Annotated in this window: 20 protein-coding genes; 9 read left to right on the forward strand and 11 right to left on the reverse strand. The window is 64.9% G+C overall.

What is annotated here, in order from left to right; translation table 11 throughout:
• Positions 1 to 47 precede the first annotated feature (47 nt).
• From glgB to HMPREF1316_RS01245, 4 genes are all read left to right on the forward strand, one after another.
• Positions 48 to 1,859: a 1,4-alpha-glucan branching protein GlgB gene (glgB, locus tag HMPREF1316_RS01230; protein WP_021725111.1), complete on the forward strand. Its 1,812-nt coding sequence runs from the start codon at positions 48 to 50 to the stop codon at positions 1,857 to 1,859.
• Between the two features lie 75 nt (positions 1,860 to 1,934).
• Complete coding sequence (locus HMPREF1316_RS01235; RefSeq protein WP_021725106.1) at positions 1,935 to 3,947, forward strand: class I tRNA ligase family protein; 2,013 nt, start codon at positions 1,935 to 1,937, stop codon at positions 3,945 to 3,947.
• A 10-nt stretch (positions 3,948 to 3,957) separates the two neighbouring features.
• A complete protein-coding gene (locus HMPREF1316_RS01240) occupies positions 3,958 to 4,401 on the forward strand; it encodes a hypothetical protein (protein WP_021725061.1) in 444 nt (147 codons plus the stop codon).
• A gap of 10 nt (positions 4,402 to 4,411) precedes the next feature.
• Complete coding sequence (locus HMPREF1316_RS01245; protein WP_021725105.1) at positions 4,412 to 5,479, forward strand: alpha/beta fold hydrolase; 1,068 nt, start codon at positions 4,412 to 4,414, stop codon at positions 5,477 to 5,479.
• 102 nt (positions 5,480 to 5,581) lie between these two features.
• Here the strand turns inward: HMPREF1316_RS01245 and HMPREF1316_RS01250 are convergent, their stop codons facing one another.
• A complete protein-coding gene (locus HMPREF1316_RS01250; protein ID WP_021725092.1) occupies positions 5,582 to 5,806 on the reverse strand; it encodes a hypothetical protein in 225 nt (74 codons plus the stop codon).
• Positions 5,807 to 5,914: 108 nt separating this feature from the next.
• On the opposite strand from HMPREF1316_RS01250, the gene HMPREF1316_RS01255 reads away from it, so the two are divergent.
• Positions 5,915 to 6,706, forward strand: coding sequence for a DUF1295 domain-containing protein (locus HMPREF1316_RS01255; protein ID WP_040650768.1), 792 nt, complete (start codon positions 5,915 to 5,917; stop codon positions 6,704 to 6,706).
• A gap of 27 nt (positions 6,707 to 6,733) precedes the next feature.
• Here the strand turns inward: HMPREF1316_RS01255 and HMPREF1316_RS01260 are convergent, their stop codons facing one another.
• The 6 genes from HMPREF1316_RS01260 to HMPREF1316_RS01285 form a co-directional block, all read right to left on the reverse strand.
• Positions 6,734 to 7,012 (reverse strand): hypothetical protein, encoded by a 279-nt coding sequence (locus tag HMPREF1316_RS01260; RefSeq protein WP_156900961.1) that lies wholly within the window; start codon positions 7,010 to 7,012, stop codon positions 6,734 to 6,736.
• Between the two features lie 88 nt (positions 7,013 to 7,100).
• Positions 7,101 to 7,430 carry a hypothetical protein gene (locus tag HMPREF1316_RS01265; protein WP_198009537.1) on the reverse strand — a complete coding sequence of 110 codons (330 nt, stop codon included), beginning with the start codon at positions 7,428 to 7,430 and terminating at the stop codon, positions 7,101 to 7,103.
• Between the two features lie 22 nt (positions 7,431 to 7,452).
• Positions 7,453 to 8,811, reverse strand: coding sequence for a Y-family DNA polymerase (locus HMPREF1316_RS01270; RefSeq protein ID WP_040650769.1), 1,359 nt, complete (start codon positions 8,809 to 8,811; stop codon positions 7,453 to 7,455).
• A 12-nt stretch (positions 8,812 to 8,823) separates the two neighbouring features.
• On the reverse strand, positions 8,824 to 9,405 hold the full coding sequence (locus HMPREF1316_RS01275; RefSeq protein ID WP_021725110.1) for a DJ-1 family glyoxalase III: 582 nt from the start codon (positions 9,403 to 9,405) through the stop codon (positions 8,824 to 8,826).
• A 77-nt stretch (positions 9,406 to 9,482) separates the two neighbouring features.
• Positions 9,483 to 10,862 carry an MATE family efflux transporter gene (locus HMPREF1316_RS01280; protein ID WP_021725104.1) on the reverse strand — a complete coding sequence of 460 codons (1,380 nt, stop codon included), beginning with the start codon at positions 10,860 to 10,862 and terminating at the stop codon, positions 9,483 to 9,485.
• Between the two features lie 64 nt (positions 10,863 to 10,926).
• A complete protein-coding gene (locus HMPREF1316_RS01285) occupies positions 10,927 to 14,232 on the reverse strand; it encodes an ABC transporter ATP-binding protein/permease (protein ID WP_021725101.1) in 3,306 nt (1,101 codons plus the stop codon).
• Between the two features lie 158 nt (positions 14,233 to 14,390).
• Between HMPREF1316_RS01285 and HMPREF1316_RS01290 the strand changes: the two genes are divergently transcribed.
• The gene (locus HMPREF1316_RS01290) at positions 14,391 to 16,388 is read left to right on the forward strand and encodes an acyltransferase family protein (protein ID WP_198009538.1); all 1,998 of its coding nucleotides are present in this window, start codon (positions 14,391 to 14,393) and stop codon (positions 16,386 to 16,388) included.
• A 79-nt stretch (positions 16,389 to 16,467) separates the two neighbouring features.
• On the opposite strand, the gene HMPREF1316_RS01295 is transcribed toward HMPREF1316_RS01290, so the two are convergent.
• Entirely contained in the window at positions 16,468 to 17,607 is a 1,140-nt protein-coding gene (locus HMPREF1316_RS01295; protein ID WP_040650771.1) for a CaiB/BaiF CoA transferase family protein, read from the reverse strand.
• A gap of 265 nt (positions 17,608 to 17,872) precedes the next feature.
• The gene (locus tag HMPREF1316_RS01300; protein WP_021725065.1) at positions 17,873 to 18,901 is read right to left on the reverse strand and encodes a 3-deoxy-7-phosphoheptulonate synthase; all 1,029 of its coding nucleotides are present in this window, start codon (positions 18,899 to 18,901) and stop codon (positions 17,873 to 17,875) included.
• A 240-nt stretch (positions 18,902 to 19,141) separates the two neighbouring features.
• Here HMPREF1316_RS01300 and HMPREF1316_RS01305 point away from each other — a divergent pair, with 240 nt between their 5' ends.
• Both HMPREF1316_RS01305 and trhA read left to right on the forward strand, forming a co-directional pair.
• Positions 19,142 to 20,686 (forward strand): C69 family dipeptidase, encoded by a 1,545-nt coding sequence (locus HMPREF1316_RS01305; RefSeq protein WP_021725080.1) that lies wholly within the window; start codon positions 19,142 to 19,144, stop codon positions 20,684 to 20,686.
• A 23-nt stretch (positions 20,687 to 20,709) separates the two neighbouring features.
• A complete protein-coding gene (gene trhA, locus HMPREF1316_RS01310) occupies positions 20,710 to 21,387 on the forward strand; it encodes a PAQR family membrane homeostasis protein TrhA (RefSeq protein WP_021725064.1) in 678 nt (225 codons plus the stop codon).
• Positions 21,388 to 21,477: 90 nt separating this feature from the next.
• On the opposite strand, the gene HMPREF1316_RS01315 is transcribed toward trhA, so the two are convergent.
• Positions 21,478 to 22,674 (reverse strand): coiled-coil domain-containing protein, encoded by a 1,197-nt coding sequence (locus HMPREF1316_RS01315; RefSeq protein WP_040650772.1) that lies wholly within the window; start codon positions 22,672 to 22,674, stop codon positions 21,478 to 21,480.
• A gap of 223 nt (positions 22,675 to 22,897) precedes the next feature.
• Here HMPREF1316_RS01315 and HMPREF1316_RS12960 point away from each other — a divergent pair, with 223 nt between their 5' ends.
• Positions 22,898 to 23,341: a prepilin peptidase gene (locus HMPREF1316_RS12960; protein ID WP_051332861.1), complete on the forward strand. Its 444-nt coding sequence runs from the start codon at positions 22,898 to 22,900 to the stop codon at positions 23,339 to 23,341.
• 10 nt (positions 23,342 to 23,351) lie between these two features.
• Here the strand turns inward: HMPREF1316_RS12960 and HMPREF1316_RS01325 are convergent, their stop codons facing one another.
• Positions 23,352 to 24,593, reverse strand: a complete 1,242-nt coding sequence (locus HMPREF1316_RS01325; protein WP_021725062.1) for a deoxyguanosinetriphosphate triphosphohydrolase family protein — start codon at positions 24,591 to 24,593, stop codon at positions 23,352 to 23,354.
• Positions 24,594 to 24,701 lie beyond the last annotated feature (108 nt).

A 24,701-nucleotide genomic window follows, 5' to 3' on the forward strand; every position in this document is an offset into this window, starting at 1 on the left:
CCCTCGCATGACCTGCAACGTTCGGCCTCACACCAAAGGCGGCTCTCATGGACCTACACGGCTTCTATATGGGCACGGAATTCCAGGCACAGGACTTCCTGGGGGCGCATCTCACGCCCACGGGCGTCGTCTTCAGGACCTTTGCGCCCGCAGCCTCGCGCATCCAGCTGCTCCTGGACGGCGGTGGAGGCGTGCGCGAGATCGATCTGCACAAGGCCCATGACAGCAACTTCTGGGAGGTGGAGGTTGCGGGCGCCCATGAGGGCGACCACTACGAGTTCCGCATCCATCACGGCGGCAGCCTCACGGATCACGCCGACCCCTATGGCCGCCAGATGGAGCTGCGTCCCGCCCACCGCTCCATCATCTGCAATCCCTCATATGCCTGGAGCGACCAGGCATGGATGGCCGCACGCACGGATCGCCGCGACCGACCCCTGAACATCTACGAGCTCAACCTGGGCTCATGGCGCAAGCGCTCAGGCGACCAGCCCTCCGATGACCCCGCCGACTGGTATCGCTACGACGAGGTAGCCCAACCCCTGGCCAGCTACGTACGTGACATGGGTTACACCCATGTGGAGTTCATGCCCCTGAACGAGCATCCCTTTGATGGCTCGTGGGGCTATCAGCCCACCGGCTACTTTGCCCCCACGAGCCGCTTTGGCACTCCCGACCAGCTCATGTTCCTCATAGACACGCTTCACCAGGCGGGCATCGGCTGCATCCTGGACATCGTTCCCGTGCACTTTGCCACGGATGCCTATGGCCTGGCCGACTACGACGGCACGCCGCTCTTCGAGTACCCTAACGATGCCGTGGGCGTCTCCGAGTGGGGCAGCCACAACTTCATGTACTCCCGTGGCGAGAGCTGCAGCTTCATGCAATCGAGCGCCAACATGTGGCTTGCCGACTACCACTTCGACGGCCTGCGCATGGACGCCATCAGCCGCATCATCTACTGGCAGGGAGATGAGAGCCGCGGGGTCAACGGCAACGCCCTCGACTTCCTCAAGCGCATGAACGGTGGCCTCAAACGGCGCCATCCCGGCTGCCTCCTCGTTGCCGAGGACTCCACGGACTTCAGGGGCACCACAGCCAGCACGAGCGTTGGTGGCCTGGGCTTTGACTACAAGTGGGACATGGGTTGGATGCATGACACGCTGGAGCTCTTCCAGATGGATCCGCTCTTCCGTGGTGGGAGCTACCATAAGCTGAGCTTCTCGATGATGTACTTCGCAACCGAGCGCTACCTCCTGCCGCTCAGCCACGACGAGGTGGTGCATGGCAAGGGCACCATCCTGCAGAAGATGTGGGGCGAGCTCGACGACAAGTTCCCCCAGGCGCGCACCCTCTACCTCTACCAGCTGGCACATCCCGGCAAGAAGCTCTCCTTCATGGGCTCGGAGGTGGGACAGCTGCGCGAGTGGGACGAGCGTCGCGAGCAGGACTGGTTCATGCGAGATATCCCCACGCATGAGGCCTACTGGCACTTCTGTCGTGACCTCAACCATGTCTACCTTGATCACCCCGCCCTGTGGCGGCATGACTACGCAGATGATGGCTTCGTGTGGCGCGACGTCTCGAGCATGGAGCGCAGCTGCTATGCCTTCGAGCGGACGGACGGAGCGAACGAGCGCGTGCTCTGCCTGCTCAACCTCTCGGGCATCGACCAGGACGACTACGAGGTGAGGGTGCCGGACGTCTCGAGCTTTCGTGTGCTCATGCATACCGACTGGCAGCGCTACGGTGGCTCCACCCCCGAGGGCTCCGAGGAGCTCTACTATGACGGTTCGACGCAGACGCTCACGGCGCGCCGCCTCCCGACCTTCTCGGGCCTGCTCGTGATGCTCCTGTAGCCAGCGGGGACCATGGTGCCCGTTGTGGGATAATCGCCCCCAGGCCCATCCCAGCATGCACATGAAGGATCGCACATGGCACCAGACATCACGAACCGCCCCCACTTCCCCCGCCGCGCCGTTGTCACCGGCGGCATGCCCTACGGCAACAAGAGCCTGCACTTTGGCCATGTCGGTGGCGTCTTCGTACCAGCGGACTTCTTCGCGCGCTTCCTGCGCGACCGCATCGGGGCCGAGAACGTGCTCTTCGTCTCGGGCACGGACTGCTACGGCTCCCCCATCATGGAGGGTTACCGCAAGCGCTGCGAGGGCAGGGGCTACACCGGCACCATCACCGACTACGTGCGCGAGAACCACGACCTTCAGAAGGGGGCCCTCGACGCCTATGGCATCAGCCTGGACCTCTTTGCCGGCTCGGGCCTGGAGCCCGCGCGCGACTTTCACGCGCGACTCTCCGCAGCGCTCGTCATGCGCCTGTACGAGCGGGGCTACCTGCACAGGATGAGCACCCGCCAGTTCTATGACGTCGCAGCCGGGCAGTTCCTCAACGGGCGCCAGGTCATCGGCCGCTGCCCCGTGCGCGGCTGCAGGAGCGAGAAGGCCTATGCCGACGAGTGCGAATTGGGTCACCAGTTCGACCCCGAGGAGCTCATCGCCCCCGTCTCGCAGCTCACCGGCACCACGCCCGAGCTGCGCCCGGTGGACAACTGGTACTTCGACCTGCCCGCCTTCGAGTGCACCCTCAAGGCCCTCATGGACGAGTGGGACGTGAACCCACAGGTGAGACCCATCGTCACCAAGACCGTGCGCGAGTCGCTCGTGGCGCCGGTCATCTACATCCAAAGCAAGTTCCGCACGGACTTCGAGGCCATAGAGGGGAAGCTTCCCGTCCACACCCTGCATGAGGCCGAGGGCAACCAGCAATCCTTCTCCGTGGAGTTCGGGAACTGGCGAGATCGCGATGAGGCGCGCGGGACGCTGGAGGCGGCAGGCGTGCGCTTCCGCACGGGCAAGACGCTGCTGCCCCTGCGCATCACGGGCAACATCGATTGGGGTGTGCCCGCACCAAAGCTCGAAGGCACGAGCGGCCTTACGGTATGGTGCTGGCCCGAGAGCCTATGGGCGCCCATCTCCTTTACGCAGGTCGTGCTCGCCACGGCCGAGGACGGCCGCTATTCCAGCAACGACTGGCGCGACTGGTGGTGCGCCGACGATGCCGAAGTCTACCAGTTCATTGGCCAAGACAACATCTACTTCTACTGCGTGGCGCAACCCGCGCTCTGGAAGGCGCTCGACTGGGGGCTCAGCCAGGACATTCCCGTGGCCAACCATCACATCCTGTTCATGAGCAAGAAGGCATCCAGCTCGGGCGCCACGCAGCCGCCCCTGGCCGCCGAGCTGCTGGGGCACTACACCGCCGAGCAGCTGCGCTGCCACTGGCTCAACCTGGCGCTCGACCAGAAGGCCGTCTCGTTCGCGCCCAAGCCCTATGACACGAGCGTGAGCCACACGGACAAGAGGACCGGCAGGGAGGTGCTGGTGAGGGATGACCCGCGCGTCGCGGACCCAGCGCTCAAGGAGTCGGCCTTCCTCACGAACATCTTCAACCGGCTGGCCCGCAGCTGCTTCTATGGCGCACAGAACGTGTGCGAGGGGCACCTGCCCACCGTCGAGGCGGACGAGGAGGTCGTGGACGCCTGCGCCGAGGCCACGCTCGACTTCGAGCGCCGCGCGTACGGCTTTGACGCCCATGGCGCCCTTGCCGTGGCGGAGGCCTTCTGCCGCGCTGCCAACCGGCGCTGGACGGACGAGTCCAAGGCTGCCAAGGGCAACGATGCCGCCTACGAGCATGCGCTCGCCAATGTCTTCGCCGCCCTGCGCACCGTGACGCTGCTCATGCATGCCGCCGCACCATGGGGCTGCGAGCGGATCTGCGACCACCTTGCCTTCCCACACGAGGCGTTCTTCAGCTGGGAGAACGCCTTCAGGACGCCCCTGCGGCTGGCCGAGGCCCTAGGCGAGACGGCCGCAGGCCATGCCCTCGTGGAACTCCCGCCCCGCACGGACTTCTTCGCCAAGTCCATATAGGGAGGGACGCATGTCGAATCATCGCATCCACGGCAATGTTCTGCAGCCTCAGCTCACGTTCTTCTGCCATGTCGATCGGCATGAGCTTATGGAACGTCTCGTTGACGCCTTCAGTGTGAGGGGCGGCTCCCACCCATGTGCCCATGAGATCGCGCTCGATGTGGATGACCAGTCTCGCGTCAGCGTCGGCACATTCTGCCTCCTGCTGCCACAGTACAACGCCCTGCCATATCGAATGGAAACGAGAGACGACTGCGTCGCAACCATACGCGCAAGTGAGACGGATGCCTATACGATCGTGAGGGCATCCACAACCACCAACTCCACAACCGGCCTCAAGAGCACCCGGCATTATGCCCTGAGCGCCATTCGCTCCATCATATGCAGTGTCGACCCTAATGCACAGGCGTGGACTGCCCAACAGGGGCTCATGCAGCCACGCCTCAAGGACTGAGGGGAGGCTCATGCCCACACCTGCCACGAGCATGCCTCCCGTCCCACCACAGCCGCACTTCCCCGGCTCGTACCAGCGACCGCAGACGACGCCGACGGCCGCGCGCCTCGTGCGCAGGCCCGACGGCGCAGGCGTCGCCGCCTTCGTCTATGGCACCTGCTCGGGCGCACGGACGCCCACGCTCTTCCTCCACGGCAATGGCGAGGAGCACGGCATCTTTGGTCCCCAGATCGATGCCGTGGTCGCCTCCGGACACGTTGCCATCGCCATCGACTCGCGCGCGCAGGGAAAGTCAACCCGCGGCACGGCACCGCTCACCTACGAGCTCATGGCTGCCGATGCCCTCGCCTGCCTGGATGCGCTCGGCATCGAGCGAGCCCATCTCGTGGGCTTCTCCGACGGCGCCATCGAGGCGCTCCTCATCGCCCGCGACCACCCAAGGACAGCGGCGTCGCTCCTCTCCATAGGTGCCAACCTCACGCCCGAGGGCGTCATGGAGGAGGACGGGTGGGACATCAGGGGCACCATCGCCACGCGGCGCGCCTGGGCGAGGTGGGCGCAGGAGCTTCCTGCAGACGGCATCCTTGACCCCGCACTCCTGACCCCCACGGCAGGCGAGGCACAGATGACAGCCGACCTGCTGCAACTCATGCTGGACGAGCCCCATGTCGATGCCGTCTCGCTCGCAGCCATCGTCTGCCCCACCACCGTGATGGTCGGCGAGTTCGACTGCATCGTCCCCGCAGAGACCGATGCCATCGTGTGCGGTGTGCGTGCGGGTGGGGCACGTGTCCGCAAGATGGTCGTGCCCGATGCCGGCCACAGCCTTCCCAAGGAGGCGCCGGAGGCGGTGACCTCGGAGCTCCTCGAACTCATCGGGTGCGCGGAGCACGACGAGGTAGCCCGTCCGCACCCGGGCGGGCTACGCGACGATGATGGCACCGAGCAGCGCTGCCCGCCCAGCGATGTTCACCGGCTGCTCGGCCCAGTTGCTGGCAGCGTCGCGCTGACGTGCTCGCACCGCGAGAGCCCCCATCGCGACCATGCAGGCAAGCCGCGCCACCAGCAGCGCCCATGACGCCACGGAAAGCCTTGCCGCCACGGCGACGGACCTGTCGCCCGCTGCGAGGACGCCGGCCGTCATGAGCAGGAAGCCGATGGGCATGGTGACGTGCATCCGTCACGAAAGCAGGGGCACGTTCTCCCTGGCACAGGCAGTCGCGAACTTCCAGGCGACCTTGCCCACCCCACCCACTGCCACCAGCACGGCACCCAGCACGAAGGCGACGCTGCCCACATGGCCCACAAGCGCGAGGGGGCTGCCGCAGAACAACAGCACAGGCACGGCATCAACGACGGCAAGCCCCACGATGAGCCCTGGGGGAAGGTCCCCCCTGTCATCCATCCTTGTGGTTCTCCCCCATCCTCACGGTATATTTGGCTCATTGAGTGATGGCCAAAACTGGCTACGCTACGGAGGTTGCCAACGGGAATGGAACGATCGGGAGGCCTCATGGGCGTCGCGACACTCGTCATCCTGAGCCTGGTGGTCAGCTCCATCGGCTTTCATAGGTTCGTGTGGTTCATCTCGCTGGGATATGGCCTCTCCATTGCCGCAGGGTGCATGCTCCTGCTGGCATGGTTCCATGCGTCCCTCGGCCCCGCCAGCGTCCTCATGTGTCTGCTGCTGATGGCCTATGGGCCGCGTCTAGCCATCTACCTGCTCGTGCGCGAACGTCGCTCGGCAGCGTACCGCCACGTGGCGGCCACGCAGGTCAATGATGGCTCGGATCTGGGACTGCCCATCCAGATGGTCATCTGGGTCGCGTGTGCCGTCATGTGTGCCTGCCAGGCATCGCCCGTGCTCTCCAGGCTCCAGGCGGGCTCTCCCGCGGATGCCCCCTCCCTCGTTGGCCTGGCGCTCATGTGTGGGGGCATCGTACTTGAGAGCATCGCCGACCTGCAGAAGTCCGTACAGAAGCGCACGAGGCCGGGGCGCTTCTGTGACCGTGGGCTGTACTCCTTCGTGCGCTGTCCCAACTACCTGGGCGAGGTGCTCATGTGGACGGGGGTGTTCGTCTCGGGCGCCGCAGTGTATGCGGACGTCTCCCAGTGGGCCTGCGCGCTCGTGGGATATGTCGCCATCGTCTATGTCATGTTTGGCGGCGCGCGTCGCCTGGAGCTCAGGCAGGGCAGGAGCTATGGTGGCGACCCCGCCTGCCAGGCCTACGTGCGCTCGACGCCCATCCTGCTGCCCTTCGTGCCGCTCTACAGCGTGAGGGGCGCCACCGGGCTCAAGGGCTAGGAAACCGGTAGCTGGGCACTCGGGGAGTCACTTCCCCGACCCCCAAGGATCCTCCATCTCCTGATGGCGCAGGAGGGCGTTGCGAGCATCCCTGCGCAGTGACGAGCCCACATAGAGCAGGGCCACGCCACCCAGCAGGAGCACCACGACCAGCATCAGCACGAGGATGTGTGCCAAGTCGCCCGTGGCACAGACGAAGATCCCGACACCCATGAGCAGCAGGCCTGCGAGCGTGAGGCCCCACGACCCGCGGGCGTTCTCCTGGACGTCGCGGTAGTCCCTCTCGTCCCTAAACGTGCGTGCCATGCCCTCTCCCATTCCACGTGCATCGGATGCAATGGTTACGATTATCCCCACCCAAGCTGTGCCGAGGCCCCTTTGCGCAAAAGAAGCATCAGGAGGCAGAGCCTTCCAGCCGCTCCAGTTCCGCGATGTCCCCAAAGGCCATGTGCGTCCCCGCCACCCAGAGGCAGGCGTCCGCCTCGCTGACCTTTGTCACCAGGCCCCGCATCCACTCGTAGCGGTCACGCGCATAGTGCCGTACGAGCACCATGTCGCCAGGGGCAAGCTGGCGGATCGTAGCGGACAGCCGCTCGCGTCGCTCCTGCGAAAGATCCTCGCGCGGCATGGTGGCCGCACGACGCTCCCGCTCCGCAAGCGCGGCACGAAAGCCCCTGAGCGGCTCGAAGGGGATGAAGATCTTGGCGCGCAGGGAGAGATCCATGCGCGGATGACGTGTATAGAAGTCATCGGACGGTCGCTCCACTGCGATGGCCCCCTATCTGCTCGTTACGCTCGCGCGCCGTGGCCTCAGGCAGAAGGTCGATACCCTTGAGCAGCGAGTTCTTGCCAAAGCGTCGTTTGATGGCGCTCACGGCCTCCAGCTTCCTGCGCTCACGGGCAAGCTCCTCGGCATCCCTGAAGAGGCTCTCTTGGGCACCCGCGGCGTCCTCGGGCCGCACGCCACCAAGGGTGACGTACAGGCGATGGATGCGTCGACGCCCGTCCGCCAGCTGCGAGAGGAGCGGCACCGCCACCTTCCAGAGCTCGTGGAGCGAGCTGGTGGCAAAGGGCAGCGCGGCCGAACCATGGTCCGCACACTCGCCCCGGTGCACGTGGAACCGAGGGCCATCCCCACCAGAACCCACCTGTTCCATGAGCGCACGCCGCTCCTCCTTGCCCAGACGATAGCCCACCATGAGCCCCACGGAGGTGCATACGAGCCCACGGTCCACGAGCTCCAGGGAGAGCGTGTCGCACATCTCCTTCATGATGACGAGGCCCGCCTCGAAGCCCACGTCGTGCCCCAGCACCTGGCCATTGGAGAGGCTCTGGCCCTGCGAGCGATAGGCCTTGATGTCGGCCATGGTCACGGGCTCTACGCCCCAGGCGTGGTCGATGAGAATCTCGGCGTCCACGCCAAAGGCCTGGTACAGGGACTCCTTGGGAGCAAGTGCCAGCTGTCCCATCGTATGGATGCCCCTCTCCGCAAGGCGACGCGCCGTCCCACCCCCCACGCGCCAGAAGTCCGTGATGGGCGTATGGCTCCAGAGCGTCTGGCGATAGGTCTCCTCCGTAAGTTCCCCAAAGAAGTCCACGCTGTGCTTGGCCGTGATGTCCAGGGCGACCTTGGCCAGGTAGAGGTTGGTGCCCACCCCACACGTCGCCGGTATGCCCGTGTGGGCAACCACGTCCTCGCGGATGCGCTCACCCAGCTCACGCGCCGTGCAGCCGTAGAGGCCAAGGTAGCCCGTCACATCGAGGAAGGCCTCGTCGATGGAGTACACGTGGATGTCCTCGGGGCTCACGTAGCGCAGGTAGATGGCATAGATGTCAGCCGAACGCTCGATGTAGAGCGCCATGCGCGGCGGAGCCATCAGATAGTCGAGCGTACGAGGTATCTCGAACACGCGGCAGCGGTTGCGCACGCCCAGGGCCTTGAGCGCCGGGGAGACGGCCAGACAGATGGTCTTCTGCGTGCGCGTGGGGTCAGCCACCACCAGGCGCGTGGTGAGTGGGTCGAGCCCACGCTCCACGCATTCCACGCTGGCGTAGAAGCTCTTGAGGTCTATGACGAGGTACTGCCGCCGCACGACACTGCTCACCGGATGGGCGCGCTAGCGCAGGTAGACTATCTGATCCTTGAGCGTCTCGGCCGCCTCGTCCGAGAGGATGCGGCGCACGAGAGCAAGTCCCAGCTCGACGCAGGTACCCAGCCCCTTGCTCGTGATGAGGTTGCCGTCGATGACCACCGGATCCTGCAGGACGGTGGCCCCGTGATCCGTAAGCATCTGCTGGAAGTCGGGATTGCTCGTGGCGTGCCTGCCCTCAAGCAGGCCGAGGCGCGCCAGCAGGGACGGTGCCGCGCATACGGCGGCCAGATCCCTCCCGGCAACCACCTGTTCCCTGACGGCACCCATGAGGGCCGTACACTCCCCCAGGTTCGTGGTGCCCGGCATGCCGCCCGGCAGGAAGAGCATGTCGTAGTCGCCAAACGAGAAGTCATCGTCCGTGATGGAGCGGTCGCATACCACCGTGACCTCATGGCTCGACGTGACGGCACGCCTGTCCGTGATGGAGACCTTGTCCACCGGGATGCCTGACCGAAAGAGGCAGTCGCACACCACCAGGGCCTCGCACTCCTCAAGCCCATCCGCAAAAAACGCCGCCACACGCCTGTCCGTCGTCTGCCTGAACATGGATCCTCCCTCGTCCGTGACCGTTTGCTGTAGCATACCTCAAAACCAGCACACGTGTTCGTATCGGTTAGCAGGCGTCATGCCGTGAGATGAAGCTCGTGCCTGAGCCCCATGAGCAGACCGAGGGCTCCCAATGAGGTCACCAGGGCCGACACCGGCGCGTTAAGCCAGAGCCCCATGAGGCCCAGCGGACGCAGCGCAACCAGCACGACCACGGGGCACACGAGGGCCTGCGCAAGGGACAGGATGGTGGCCGCCTTCGACTTCTCGGTTGCCGTGAGGAAGCTCATGGATGCGAGGGCAAACCATCGGAACACGTAGGTCAGCGAGAAGATCTGGAAGGCCTCCGTTGCCATGGCCAGCAGCTCCCCGTGCGCCTGCGCCATGAAGAGGTGGGTAACCTCCCCGGGCAGGAGGAACGGCACGACAGAGAGCGCCACGCCCACGAGGGCGGCAGCCGAGAAGCACCAGCGCTCGAGGGATCGCATGCGACCATAGTCATGCGCCCCCCAGTTGTAGCCCACGGCCGGCTGTAGGGAGTCGCACATGCCATAGATGAGGGAGTACACGAAGCCCGACACGTACATGAGCATGCCAAACACCGAGACGGCCCTCTCCCCTCCCAGCTCGAGCAGGGAGGCATTGAGCAGGATGGACGTCACGCGTCCCGCCACGTTGCCCAGAAAGGCGGGCATGCCAGCGATGACCACCTCACGCACGAGGGACGCCGAGAGGCGCAGCCGTACGAAGCGCAGCAGCATGCGACCTGCCGCAAAGGGGGCCATGGCGACAATCGATGCCGTGGCAAGGGCGACACAGTATCCCAGGGCGGCGCCGACCACACCCAGGTCCGTGAAGTACAGAAGCGAGAACTCGACCACCGCGCCCAAGACGGACATGAGGACGTTGATGCCCATGGACGTCTTGATGCGACCGCAGATGCGCAGGTAGTTGTCGGCCGCAAACAGGATGGTCGTGAGCGGGGACGCAAAGGCATACACGCGCAGGAAGAGCGTGGCCATGCGCGCCACGTCACCCGTCGCCCCCATGGCCGCCATGATGAGGGGCGCCAGCACCCACAGGGTTCCGCCCAAGACCACCGCAGCGAGTTCGATCATGACGGCCGAGCACGTGAAGATGTTGTTGGCCCGCTCGTGGTCGCCCTCGCCCAGGGCGATGGCGATGGGAACCGACGAGCCCACACCGATGAGGTCACCAAACGCAAAGGCGATGATGACAAAGGGCATGGCGAGACCGACCGCCGCAAAGGCGGACTCTCCCAGGAGCTGCCCCACGAGGATGCCATCGGACATGTCATAGAGGGCGGAGCACAGCATGCTGAGCGAACCCGGCAGCGCCGCCTTGAAGAAGAGCCGACGTGGCGCCGTCTCGGCAAAGAGACGGTGGGCGGCGGCGATGCGCTCGCCCTGGGCGACATCGGCTATCAGGTCGCTCATGGGTCGATCAGCGGTTCCTTCCGATGATGCGAGCCTTGGGGGTGCATGGGGTCGCATGCCCGTGCTACTCGCTCCGTAGTGCCTCCACAGGATCACGGCGTGCGGCGCTCATGGCTGGCACGACACCCGCGACGAGCGTAAGGATAACAGAGACCGCAATGAGCGAGAGGGCATTTGCCAACGTCAGCGCCATGATATTGGCAATGCCGCGCGTCTGGAGTATGAATTGGTTGACCGGTATGGATATGAGCAGCACGATGGCGATGGCCAACACGCCCGAGAACAGCCCCTCGATCGCCGTCTCGGCATTGAAGATGTTGGCGACCCCCAGCCTGGAGGCACCCATGGCACGCAGGATGCCAATCTCCTTCCTGCGTTCCAGCACGCTGATGTACGTGATGATGCCGATCATGATGGAGCTCACCACCAGTGAGATGGACACGAAGGCGATAAGCACAAACGATATCATGTCGACGATGTCGGTGACGGCGCCCATGAGCGTGCCGGCGATGTCGGAATACTGAATGGTCTGGTCCTCCTTGCCTGCGGCACTCACCTGGGCGTTGTAGTCGCCGATCATGTCGAGCACGCTCTGCTTGGCGTCAAAGTCCTTGGGGTAGATCTGGATGGACTTTGGGTCGCTCTCGTCTGCATAGCCCAGCTTCTGGAGGTTGCCATCATAGGTGAGGTCGCCTGCGTTCATGTAGTTGGTCAGCAGCGACGTGAGGTCCTCCTGGGACACGTTGAGCGTGATGGCGCTCGCGAAGACGGTCGGGTCCACCTTGAAGCCATCCTGGAGGGCAGAGGTCAGCGCACCCATCTGCTTCTGGAGCTGGCTCGATATGATTGAGGAGAGCTGGCTGCCCATCTTGCCGACGGCCTGCGACACCTGTTGCTGCAGCTGTTCCTCTATCTGGAGCGCGATGGCCTGCGCCGCCTGCTGCATGAGCTTCTGCATCTGCTGGGAGAAGTACGGCGCGAACTGGTTCACGAGGTAGTTGTGCATGGCCGTGCTGACGAGGTCGTCCATCGACGAGACGCCCAGGTCCTGCTCCAGCTCATCCTGCAGCGCCTGCAGCTGCGCCTTGCCACCGTCCGTGGCGATATACTCCTGGTAGCGCCTTTCGTACAGGTCGGCATCGGTGCTCGTGACCTCATCGGGATGGTTCTGCTCCATCCAGGCGATAAATCCGCTCGCCAGGGCAGACGAGTCCCGCATGATGGCCGCACGCTGGTCGTCCGTGAGCTTCGAGACGTCGGGAATGCCGCTGTCCTCGAGGTCGAACTTGGGTGCGCCCGCCATGATCTGTGCCATGGTCTCGGAGCTGAAGAGGGAGCTCACGACGTTTGGGTCCAGATTGATCTTGCTGGGGTCGAAGCCCGAGGAGTCCATCGAGATGCCCGAGAGGTCCACGCTGCCTGCCGCATCCGTAAGGGCGTTTGCGTCAAACGAGAACGCCTGGCGGAGTTTGTCCTCGTCAATGGAGAAGATGTTGCTCATGTCGAAGGAGGAGCCCTGCTCGCTCTGGAGCTCCTCGAAGGTCTTGCCCGTGAACACGTCCACGTCGGGGTTGGTCAGCTGCTCCTGCACGATCTGGGAGGCTGCGGAGCGACCGATGAGCTCCTGTGTGAGGGCGGGGGTGTAGCCGATGCCCTCGCGCCCACTCGAGGAGCTGGCGGAGGTGGAGTCCTTGGCCTTCACCACGCCCACCACCTTGAGCTGGATGCCGTTGGCGAGCTTCTCCCGGAGGTAGTCGTCATTGTCGGACATGTCGGTCCACGTACCCTGCGACTCGTTCTTCGTGTAGAGGTCGCTCGGGGGAATCACCGTGAACGTCATGTTCAACGCATCGTCATACGTGAAGGGGCGAGCGTCGTCCGGTGCCTGGACCTCCTCGCCATTGATGACCCTCTGCACCATCTGGTCGAGCGCGGCCGGATCGTAGAAGCCGATGCTGTAGAGCGTGTAGTCACTGATGGCACCATGTTCGTCCAGGATGAGCACGCACTCGTCCGACGCCTGGGGCCAGCGTCCCTCGACGATGTTCATCTGGTTGTCAAGCAGGCTCTGGTTGCCCACCAGCTCATGGAAGCCCGAGGTGGTGGTACCTCCCGTCAGCGCCGAGCCCGCGGCGGCACCCATGCGCTGGCCCACGGACGAGGGGTTGAGACGCGTGACGCCATTGGTGGTGTCAGACCCGTAGACCTGCGGCGTCACGCCATAGCCATACTGGATGGCGGTGACGTAGGGCGAGATGCTCCCCCCGTTATCCTCGAGGTACTGCCGGAACGACCTGAGGTCGTTGGACTTCACCTGCGCGAACATGTCCGCCGCTACGCGCTGCTGGGGGATGGAGCCATCGTCGGCGGCGGTCACGTCCGCGGTGGTTGACGTCGAGTCGAGGAGGCTCGCCACGTTGAAGCCGCTCTTGTTGATCGTCACGGGATAGCTCGAGAGCGCATCCCCCTCGGTCTTGGCGATGTAGTTGTTGACGCCATTGGAGAGCGCGAGGATGGCGGCGATGCCGATGATGCCGATGGATCCCGCAACGGCCGTGAGGGCCGTACGCCCCTTCTTGATCATGAGGTTGTTGAACGAGAGCGCGAGCGCCGTGAGGGGACCCATGGACGCGCGACGGCTCCCCTCGGAAGCGGGAGGCTTCTCCCTGCGGGCGACCACCCGCTCCCTGAGCGAGGGCGGGTGGGTGTCTCCATCGAGGCGGCCGTCGCGCACGCGGATGATGCGCGTGGCATACTCCTGCGCCAGCTCGGGATTGTGCGTGACCATCACCACCAGGCGATCCTTGGCCACCTCCTTAAGGATGTCCATCACCTGGACGCCCGTATCGGTGTCCAAGGCGCCCGTGGGCTCGTCAGCCAGGACGATATCGGGATCGTTCACGAGCGCACGGGCGATGGCCACGCGCTGCATCTGCCCACCGGAGAGCTGGGCAGGGCGCTTATGGATGTGCGCGGCGAGGCCCACCTGCTCCAGCGCCTTCCGTGCGCGGAGGCGACGCTCCCTGCGGTCGACGCCGGAGAGCGTGAGCGTCAGCTCCACATTGGAGAGGATGGACTGGTGCGGGATGAGGTTGTAGCTCTGGAACACGAAGCCGACGCGATGGTTGCGATAGGTGTCCCAGTCCTTGGCGCGGTAGTCCTTGGTGGAGACGCCACTGACCACGATGCTTCCCGAGTCCGCCCTGTCGAGGCCACCCAGGATGTTGAGCAGCGTGGTCTTGCCCGAGCCCGAGGGGCCAAGCACGGCCACGAACTCGTTGTCGCGCAGCGTCACCGACACGTCATCGAGCGCCACCTGGGTGAACGAGTCGGTCTTGTAGGACTTGCGGATGTGCTTGAGCTGCAGCATGGGGAACTATCCATGATAGGGGTGCGCGTGGACGGACGCCTCTCCACGCCACCGAGGGATTGACGTAGCAAGACTACCCTCAAGGCAGCATTTCAGTCATACTTTGCATGCATCCATCCGCCATCCATATCAATCAAGAGGGACCCAAAGGCACCACCGTGCAGACAGACAGATCACATCGCGGCACCGCACAGGGGAGCTCCCGCCACCAGGCGCCCCTGGAACGCCACGAGCGCAATGCCGCACTTGACGGCCTCCGCGCGCTCGCCATCATCGCCATCGTGCTCTATCACCTCAAGGTGAGCTGGCTCCCCAGTGGGCACCTGGGCGTCGTGCTGTTCCTCGTGCTTGCGGGCTACCTGCTCACCGGTTCCGTTCTGCGGCGCGCGCACACGAGCGGGGCACGCGCGCTGCCTCGCATCTGGTGGAGACGCATCAAGCGCATCTGGCCGTCCATGGCAGCCATGATCGTGTTGGTGGCCGCCGCCTGCGTCGTGGGCAACCACGTGCTGCTCACCAAGCTCAGGCCGGACGTCCTCCCCTCGCTCCTCCTTGTGACCAACCTCTCCTACATCGTGCGCGGGGGGTCGTACTTCGCCCAGATCGGCGGTCCCTCGCCGCTCATGCATCTGTGGTATCTGGGACTCGACTTCCAGTTCGTGCTGCTGTGGTCGGTGGGGCTCCTCCTGCTCGACAAGGTCGGGGATGCCCACAGGCGCATCATCGTGACCCTCGTGCTCGCCGTGGCGTCTGCCATCGAGATGGCCGTGCTCTTCGTGCCGGAGGCCGATCCCACGCGCGTGTACTATGGCCCAGACACCAGGGCGTTCGCCCCGCTTTTGGGATCCGCCCTCGCTATGGCCTGGCCTCTGGGAGGGCGGCCGCACGCACGCCTTCCCCTCGAGGGCCGACGTCTGAGGTGGGCCGGTGTGGCATCGCTCGCGCTGCTTGTGATGCTCATGGCCCTGATGCCCGACACCTCCGTGCTGCTGTATCGAGGTGGCATGTTCGTGGCGGCCTGCCTCTGCTGCGTGATCATGGCCTCGCTGTTGGGGGGAGGCCTGCTGGCGCGCATGCTCTCCTGCAGACCCCTCACGTGGCTGGGAACGCGCTCGTTTGCCCTCTATCTCTGGCACTTCCCCCTCTTCGTGCTGCTCGGGAGCATAGGCTCCACACCGCTTGCGCTGGTGGGCGTCGGCCTGTCGCTGCTCATGGCAGAGGGCTCCTATCGTCTCGTGGAGCGCGGTGCGATCGTGACCTGGTGGCGCCAGCACGCTGCAGAGCCGCTGCGAGCCGCTCGCGCACCACGCATGACTGCGCGTACGGACGACAACCGCACGAGGCGCGTGGCTGCCGTGCGTCCCAACCCGCCTCGGGGCGCCGTCATGGGTGCCGCCGTTGGCGCCATCGCCCTCGTTGCCATCGTGGGCCTGGCGACCCTTCCCGACGAGACGCTCGTCCCCGCGGAGGACATCGTCAACACCGGAGCCGCCGCCGACCAGGCACGGCAGGTCTCCGAAGACAGCGCGTCCGATGGCGAGGGCATCCCCTCTGGCAGCATCCGACTCACCGCCCCGAGCTCCGAGACGGACGCAGGCATCTACGATCCCCTCATGATTGGCGACTCCGTGCCCGGAGACGCGCAGAACCAGTTCAAGAGCTATTTCCCCAATGGCCTGCTCGACACGTACGTGGGACGCTCCCCCACCCAGATGGCAAGCGTCCTCAAAGGCTATCTCGACCAGGGCGTCGTGGGCAACATCGTCATCCTCGAGGCCTTTGCCAACAACTCCATCTCGGATGACGTCCTGGACGCCATGGTCAACGCCTGTGGCGATCGCATGGTCTACCTGGTCACCTGTCGTTCGGACAACGCGGAGCGCACGCAGAAGTTCAACGACGCCATCATGCGCGCCGCCCAGCGCCATGACAATGTCAAGGTCATCGATTGGTATTCCCACTCGCAGAATCACGTCGAGGAGTGGCTCTATCGCGATGGCGTGCACCTGCGCGAGGCCGGCAAGGATCCCTACGTGAGCTACCTGGCCAACTCCGTGAAGGACGACTTCGCGGCGGCCGGGGGCACCGTCACCACGCAGGACGATGCCTCGGATGACAGCCAGGCGCCGGCGGGCGACACGTCGCAGGGCTCATAGCGCGCCCGGCCGTGATGCCGCCCCGGGGTGTCGGTTCCCGCTGATCCACCCGGCTCCCCGGCAGCGCCCACGGTGACAGCTACGAGAACTCCGCCCTGATGGCGTCGCCCTCCTCGTCGAGCTGGGGCGCATCCTTGGTGGAGCCGTAGGAGTTCCAGGCACCGTACTTGATGGGCGTGCCCATGGCGACGTTGCCATCCCCCAGCTCCTTGAGCATCCCACGCTCGACGATCTGGGGGAGTCGGCGCGTGTCCTCAACGCCGAGCACGGGTGCGACGGGCACGCCGGCCTCCTGGATGACCTTGAGCCAATGTGCCGCCGTGTTGGTCTTGAGCACCGCGCCGATCAGGTCCCCGCAGTACTCCCAGTTGTCCGCACGGTCGGGGTTGCCCTTCAGGCGCGGGTCGCAGATCCACTCGGGGTGGCCGAGTGCCGTCGCCAGCGACCTCCACAGGTGGTCGTTGGCCGTACAGATGTAGATGGGGGAGTCCGCGCATTCGTAGAGGTCGAAGGGATAGCAGAAGGGATGCCGGTTGCCCACGCGCGTGAGCACGGCACCCTCGTCCTCGGGTGAGGTCAGGCCCTGCTCGAGCAGGGTGAACGTGCCATCCAGCATGGAGATGTCCACGGTGGTCCCCTTGCCCGTGCGCTCACGGGCATACAGCGCCGTCACGATGCCGGCATAGCCCAGCTGGCCGGCGACCATGTCGGACACCGAGGTGCCCACGCGCACGGCCGTGCGCTCCGGATAGCCCGTCAGGTCCATGATGCCGGAATAGGCCTGCACCACGGTGTCGTATGCCGCCTGCTCGGCCATGGGGCCCCACTGGCCAAAGCCCGAGATGGAGGCGACAATGAGGCGAGGGTGCCACTCGACGAGCTCCTCGGGGTCGAGCCCTAGACGCCCCATTACGCCCGGGCGGAAGTTCTCCAGCAGGACGTCCGCCTCGGCGATCATGTGCTTGAGCAGCTCCATGTCAGCAGGATCCTTGAAGTCGAGCGTCACGGACTCCTTGCCCGTGTTGGCGATGCGATAGTACTCGGACACGTTGTCCTTGGTAAAGGGCGGCAGCATGCGCGAGTCGTCACCGCGGCCGGTGCGCTCCACATGGATGACGCGGGCGCCCCCGTCCGCCAGCATGCGCCCGCACACCGGCCCTGCCAGCAGGCGCGAGAGGTCTATGACCAGGATGCCCTCCAGCGGAAAGGACCTGTCCATGCCCAGGCGAGGGTTGTCTTCGGGACGTAGGCCCCGTCTGCCTGCGGTACGGGAGCCCACATGGGTGCCAGGGGAAGTGTTCTCGGTAGTCATTGACACTCTATTCGCCTTTCTGCGCGTGAGACGCCGCAGGGCGCACCGCTGTATTGTCACGGTCAACGCCCCGCTTGAGTCTACATCACAGGTGGGAGCAACATGCGCGTGTGACCCTTTTGCGCCATGCCAACACCAGTCGGGCACAAGGGCGCAAACGGACAGATCTCACCTACAGACGATCAGCCAGTGAGCGCACCAGACGCTCGGTGTTGTCCCAGCCCAGGCAGGCATCCGTGATGGACTTGCCGTATATGCCACCGTCCACGGACTGGTTACCGTCCTCCAGGTACGACTCCATCATGAAGCCACGGAACATGCCCGCAATACGCGTGCTGCGCGCCACGCTGTCCAGCACCTCCTCCGCGATGTGCCCCTGCTCGAGCGGACGCTTGCCGGAGTTGTCATGGTTGCAGTCGATGATGACCGCGGGATGCTCGTAGTCGTCCGCATGGTACTGGTCGGCAAGGCGCTCGAGGTACTCGTAGTGGTAGTTGGGGTAGTTGAGGCCGTCCTTGCCCACGTAGCCGCGCAGCAGCGCATGGGCGAGCGGGTTGCCCGTCGTCTCCACCTCCCAGTTGCGATAGATGAAGGTCTGGGGCGCCTGCGCCGCATGGATGGAGTTGAGCATGACCGCCGTCGAGCCGCCCGTGGGGTTCTTCATGCCCACCGGCACGCCGATGCCGCTTGCCACCAGACGGTGCTCCTGATCCTCCACGGAACGGGCACCCACTGCCACATAGGAGAGCAGGTCGAGCAGGACCTGGTGGTTCTCGGGATAGAGCATCTCGTCTGCCGTGAACATGCCCGTGTGCTCGATCACGTGCAGGTGCATGCTGCGGATGGCCTTGACGCCCTCAAGCAGGTCGGGCTCCCCGGCGGGGTCGGGGTTGTGCAGCAGTCCCTTGTAGCCGGTGCCCCTGGTGCGCGGCTTGTTGGTGTACACGCGTGGCACGAAGAGGAACACATCCTTGACCTCGTCCTGCAGTCTGGCCAGGCGATCCATGTACTCGAGCACGGAGTCCTCGCGGTCGGCAGAGCAGGGCCCGATCACCAGGAGCTTGCGCGCATCCTCACCCCTGATGATGGCGGCAACAGCGGCATCAAAGGCGACCTTGCGCTGGGCGAGCGGGGGGGAAAGCGGCATCTGGTCGCGAATCTCCATGGGGATGGGGAGCCTGCGCCTGAAGGTCATGGACATGATGAGGCATCCTTTCGCACCCGACAGTAGGGCCACGCGGCATGGCATGGGAGGACTTGGGATTATCCCATGCCCGCGGAAGCGCCATGCCGTCAGCACAGTCTTGCCCAGAAACGGAAACAACAGGGGTGCCCGCTCTTGTGAGTCATGCGCAGGATCCAGTCCTCCTCGCGCACCTAGGGTGCGCACGCGTATAGTTGTGCGCGGTTACCCAAGCGGATCACGGCCAAAGGAGCACCCATGTCCTGCACCACCATCCTTGTTGGAAGGGACGCAAGCTACGACGGCTCGACCATCATCGCGCGCAACGAGGACTCCCCCTCGGGACGCTTCGACAGCAAGCGCATGCAGGTGATTCATCCCGCCGACCAGCCGCGCCACTATCGTGCGAAGATTAGCCACGTGGAGCTGGACCTCCCGGAGGACCCCCTGCGCTACACCTCCGTACCCAACGCGGACGATGCCGAAGGCATCTGGGCGGCCGCGGGCATCAACACGGCAAACGTCGCCATGACGGCAACGGAGACCATCACCTCCAACGAGCGGGTGCTCGGGACGGACCCGCTGGTGGAGCTCGTCGACGCCCAAGGCGAGGAGGGCACGGATGGCTTCGCGCCCGAGGCGCCCGGTGGCATTGGCGAGGAGGACATGGTCACGCTCGTGCTCCCCTACATCCGCTCCGCCCGCGAGGGGGTGGAGCGTCTGGGCGGCCTGCTCGAGCGCTACGGCACCTACGAGATGAACGGCATCGCGTTCTCCGACGTCAACGAGATCTGGTGGCTCGAGACCGTGGGGGGCCACCACTGGATCGCACGGCGCGTGCCCGACGACTGCTACGTGACCATGCCCAACCAGCTTGGCATCGATGACTTTGACCTCGACGATGCCCTAGGAGACCAGCTTGGGTTCATGTGCTCGCCCGACCTCGGTATGTGGATGGACGAGCACCACCTCGACCTCACGATGGACGACGGCCTCTTTGACGACGAGGACGATGCGTATGCCAGCGGGCATCGCGTCTTCAACCCGCGCGATGCCTTCGGCAGCCACTCCGACTCCGACCACGTGTACAACACGCCGCGTGCCTGGTCCATGCACCGCGTCCTGGCACCGCACAACGGCTGGGACGATCCCTCCACAGGTTGGGGACCCGAGGCGGACGACCTTCCCTGGTGCATGGTTCCGGAACGCAAGGTCACCGTTGAGGACGTCAAGTGCGTGCTCTCCCTGCACTACCAGGGCACGCCCTATGACCCCTACGGCGCTGCGGGCACGCCCGCCACGCGCGGCAGGTACCGCCCCATCGGCATCAACCGCACCAGCCAGCTGGCCGTGTTGCAGATACGGCCCCATCGGCCCGCCTGCTGCCGGGCGCTGCAGTGGATGGCCTTTGGGTCCAACGCGTTCAATGCCCTCGTCCCGCTCTATGCCAACGTGGACGAGCTGCCCGACTACCTCTCCAACACCATGCCGCATCAAGTGTCCACCGGCAGCCTCTACTGGTCCAGCCGCCTCATCGCCGCGCTTGCCGACCCACACTATGGCAACTGCGTGCAGCACATCGAGCGGTACCAGATGGCTGTGGGCTCCAAGGGCACCGCGCTCGTACACGCCACGGACAAGGAGGTCGCCGGCCGCACCTTTGATGATGCGACCCCCGACCTCACGAAGGCCAACGAGGGCATTGCCGACATGCTGCGCACGGAGACCGACCAGGTGCTCGAGAACGTGCTGTACGCCGCGAGCATGGGCATGCGCAACGGCTTCTCGCGCAGTGACGGCTAGGAAACAGGCTTAAGGAGGCTCTCATGGCTGACAAGGCACAGATACCCGCAGACGCGGGCAAGCAGCAGGCGCGCCAGTACTCGACGGGCGAGGAGATTGCCAACTCCGTGTCGCATGGCGTGGGCGTGCTGCTCTCCATAGCGGGACTCGTGCTGCTCGTCGTGCGCGCCGTTGCGGACGGCGGCGGATCACGCCTGGCCGCAGCGCTGCTTATGGGCATCACGCTCATCATCGAGTTCCTCTGCTCCACGCTCTACCACGCGCTTGTGCCGCGCAGGGCCAAGTCGGTCTTCCGTGTGCTTGACCACAGCTCCATCTACCTGCTCATTGCCGGCAGCTACATGCCCTTTGCCCTCGTGACGCTCTCCGACCGTGGTGGCACCACGCTTGCCATCGTGGTGCTCGTCATCGCCGTGGTGGGCGTACTGGCCGAGACGCTTCTGCGCGAGCGGCAGCCACACTGGCTCTCTGCCCTCATCTACCTGGTCATGGGCTGGCTCGTCATCTTCAAGATCCGCGACATCTGGGAGCTCATGGCGCCCGCCGGCTTCTGGCTCCTGTTGGCGGGCGGCATCTGCTATACGGTGGGCGTGTGCTTCTATGTGGCCAAGAAGGTACCGTACCTGCACTTCGTGTGGCACCTGTTCGTGGTGGCGGGCGCCACCTGCATCACGCTCTCCGCCCTGCTGTACGTGGTCTAGGCTCCCCCAGCGCACCCAAGCAAAGGGGCCCGCCCCATCGCTGCTGCGATGGGGCGGGCCTGCGCGACGCGGGGTAGACGTGCAGGGTTGCTAGGTCAGTGGTATGCCCATGCACCAACCCCAGCGTGGGGTGACCGTGTCGCCATAATAGGCAATCCAGCTGTCGAGGCTCTGGGTGTTCACGCTGCCGATGTTCTGCATGACCATGCCACCGCCGACGTAGATGCCCACATGGCCATAGATGCGGCCCATGGGAGTAGAGCTGTGGCTGGAGACGGCAACGATCATGCCGGGCTTGAGGGCCGACTTGCTGGCGCTGGTGCACCAGGCGTTGTACATGTCGCAGGCATTGCCGCTGGGATAGCCGAGGCCGGCGTTCTGGAAGACCTGGCTCACCCACATGGCACAGAGGCCCGCGCCCGGCGAGGGCGTGGCGTAGCACGCGCTGACGACACGCTGCTGGCTTCCGCTCTTGTTGTTGTTGCCGCCGCCACTGGCTGAGCCACCGTTACCGCCCCCGTTGGAGCCGCCTCTGCCATTGGAGCCGCCGCCATTCGACGAGCCGCCACTGTCAGAGCTGTTGGAGCTACTGTTGGCGGCTGCCGCCGCTGCGGCGGCAGCCTTCGCGGCGGCCTCCTGCTCGGCCTTCTCCTTCGCGGCGGCGACCATCTCCTCGTCACGCTGCTCCATCAGCTGCTTCTGCTGGTCGGTGAGGCTATTGAGCTTGTCGGACGCCTCGTCCTGCTTGCTCTCCATCTCCTGCATCTGCTGCTGCTGCGTCTCGTTGAGCGCATCCAGGTCCTTCTTCTTCTGGGTGAGCTGATCCATGGCGTCCTTGACGTCCTGGATCAGCTTGCGATCGCTCTCGGAGATCTTGCTCAGGTAGTAGATGTTGGAACTGAGCTCATCCAGGCTCGTGGAGCTCAGCAGCACGGCGAGCATGTCATCGTCGCCTGACTTGTACGCCTCGGACACGCGATCCGAGAGGCTCTTGCGCTTCTCCGCAAGGTCGGCCTCCTTGGCATCGATGTCCTTCTGCGTGGCATCGATGTCGTTGCGCGTCTGTGAGTTCTCCTCGGCCAGCTTTTCGTAATCGGCGGCAATCTGATCCAGTTCCTTCTGGACCTCATCCACCTGGTTCTGGACATCCTGAAGCTCCGACTCGGTCTGTGCGAGATCGTCTGCCGCATCTGCGAATGCCGCAGTCTGGGGCACGAGAGCGGCAAGGGCACCCGCGGAAAGAGTGAGCCTCAGTGCCTGCCTGCGCGTAAGGTTGCTACGATTCAAAAGTGTCTCCTCGTTTGCCTGCAAGTGGCCAAATTCTATACCCACTCGCCCACTTTGGTGCCCCAGTTCACCAAACGGACAGGAGCATCGAGGCAAGCGGTGGCAGGTAGCACGTCTCGCTAGCTGAAATGGTTTGGAATCTTGCCAATATGCCGCAGGTGCCCACAGGTGGTATAGGCTGTGGCATTCCATGCACGATGTGACGCGCATGCTGGGAGGATGTATGGATCCTGAAGTGGCGTGCCTGTGTGTGCCGCTCATATGGCTCAGCATCACCGACCTGAGGGCCCGGCGCATACCCACTGCCTGCGTGCTGCTTGTCATGGGCATCCATGCCGCAGGCTGCCTGGCCCGTCGAAACGTGTGGGCACTGGCAGCGGGCATCCTGTGGGCCAGCGGCCTGTTCCTCGTGCTTTTGGCCCTCTCGTCCCTACTGGGCAGGCACGCGCGCACCGGCCCCCTCGGCGGCGGGGACATCAAGCTGATGGCTGCCATGGCCTTCTGCCTGGATCCCTGCAGGCTCGTGTGCGCCCTCATGATGGCGAGCGCACTGGGCATCGCCACCTGGCTGGTGCTGCGGTGGCGCGGACAGGCGCGGGCGGACCATACCTTTCCCTGGGGGCCGGCGCTGTCCGTCTCGCTGATGATCGCACTCGTGGCCCCCTAGATGGCCTGTGCTATGCCATCACGCCATCAACGTAGCCATAGCGGGGGAAGAGCTCGCCCGTCTCGGGAAAGAGCTGCCCGCAGGTGGCTATGAAGTACGCGTCCGTCATGGAGGCGATGAAGTCGCACACCGTCTGGTTGGGGTCGCCCTGCCAGTCGTACGTGCAGCCATAGTGGGAAAGGTGGCGTTCGAGAGGCAGCACGTGGTGCTGGAAGATGGCAGACTGCCGGTCGCCCGCCCGGAGCGCCTCGAGCTCGTGCTCGAAGAGCCTCTCGAAGAGATGCGCCACCTGCCGTGGCACGTCTCCCTTGACCTCCGCCGAGCCGTAGATCTTTTCGTAGTTCTCGCGTTTGGCGCGCTTGAGCTCGGTAAACCCTTCTTCGCTCAGCGCTATGCGATCCCTCCCCACGCTGTTCTCCACCACGTCGGCCACAAGGGCGGAGAGTGCCCAGGCGTTGTACGCGCCACCCAGGCCGTCGTCGAAGCTGTCCTCCTGCACCAGGTCGGCACGGATGGCGTCCTGGCGGTCCTTGCCCACGTAGGCGATGATGTCCGACACGCGCACCACGCAGCCCTCGAGCGTCATGGGCCTCAGGTGGCTGATGGTCTCGTCCCCATGCTGCCAGCAGCTCTCGACCACGCAATCGAAGGCGTCAAGATCCGCCAGGCCACTCGTCCTGAGCACCTGCCGCTCGAACTCGCCGTTGTGGCAGATGACGCCGTCGAGCGTCTGCAGCGAGACGTTGCGCCCGTAGAGCACGTCGAGCACGCGCACGCTCTGCACGTTGTGGAAGAACCAGCGACCCGTACGCCGGTGATAGGCGTCATTGAGGAAGTGCTCGCCCGCATGGCCGAAGGGCGTATGGCCGATGTCGTGCCCCAGGGAGATGGCTTCGATGAGGTCGAGGTTCAAGCCGAGCGCCGCACCAATGTCGCGCGCAACCCTGCCCACGAGCTGCTCGTGGAGGTTGCGGCGCGTGATGTCATCGTCGGCACGCAGCGAGAAGACCTGCGTCTTCCCATTGAGGCGGTTGTAGGCCGGCGTGTGGATGATCTTCTCGGTGTCGCGCACGAAGGCGGGACGCAGGGGCGTGGCCACGTCATGCGTGCGGTCTCGACGGATGATGGAGGCGTCCCGTGTGGCAAAGGGCGAAAGCGTGCCGGACGCGCGTTGATCCTGCACCTGCCTGGATGCCTTGGGAGAAAGCGTGCCCGTGAGGTCGGGCGCATAGGGGTTGGTGAAGTTGCTCATGGTGTCTCCTGCCCTCTGGTCGTGGGATCCCAGCCTAGCAGAGCCCCGCGACAACAAATCCTCGTGGGTGCTGACGAGTCGTATGCAATCCCACCCGAGTTCGCTGGG

The sequence above is a fragment of the Olsenella profusa F0195 genome (assembly GCF_000468755.1).
GTDB classification, from domain to species: domain Bacteria; phylum Actinomycetota; class Coriobacteriia; order Coriobacteriales; family Atopobiaceae; genus Olsenella_F; species Olsenella_F profusa.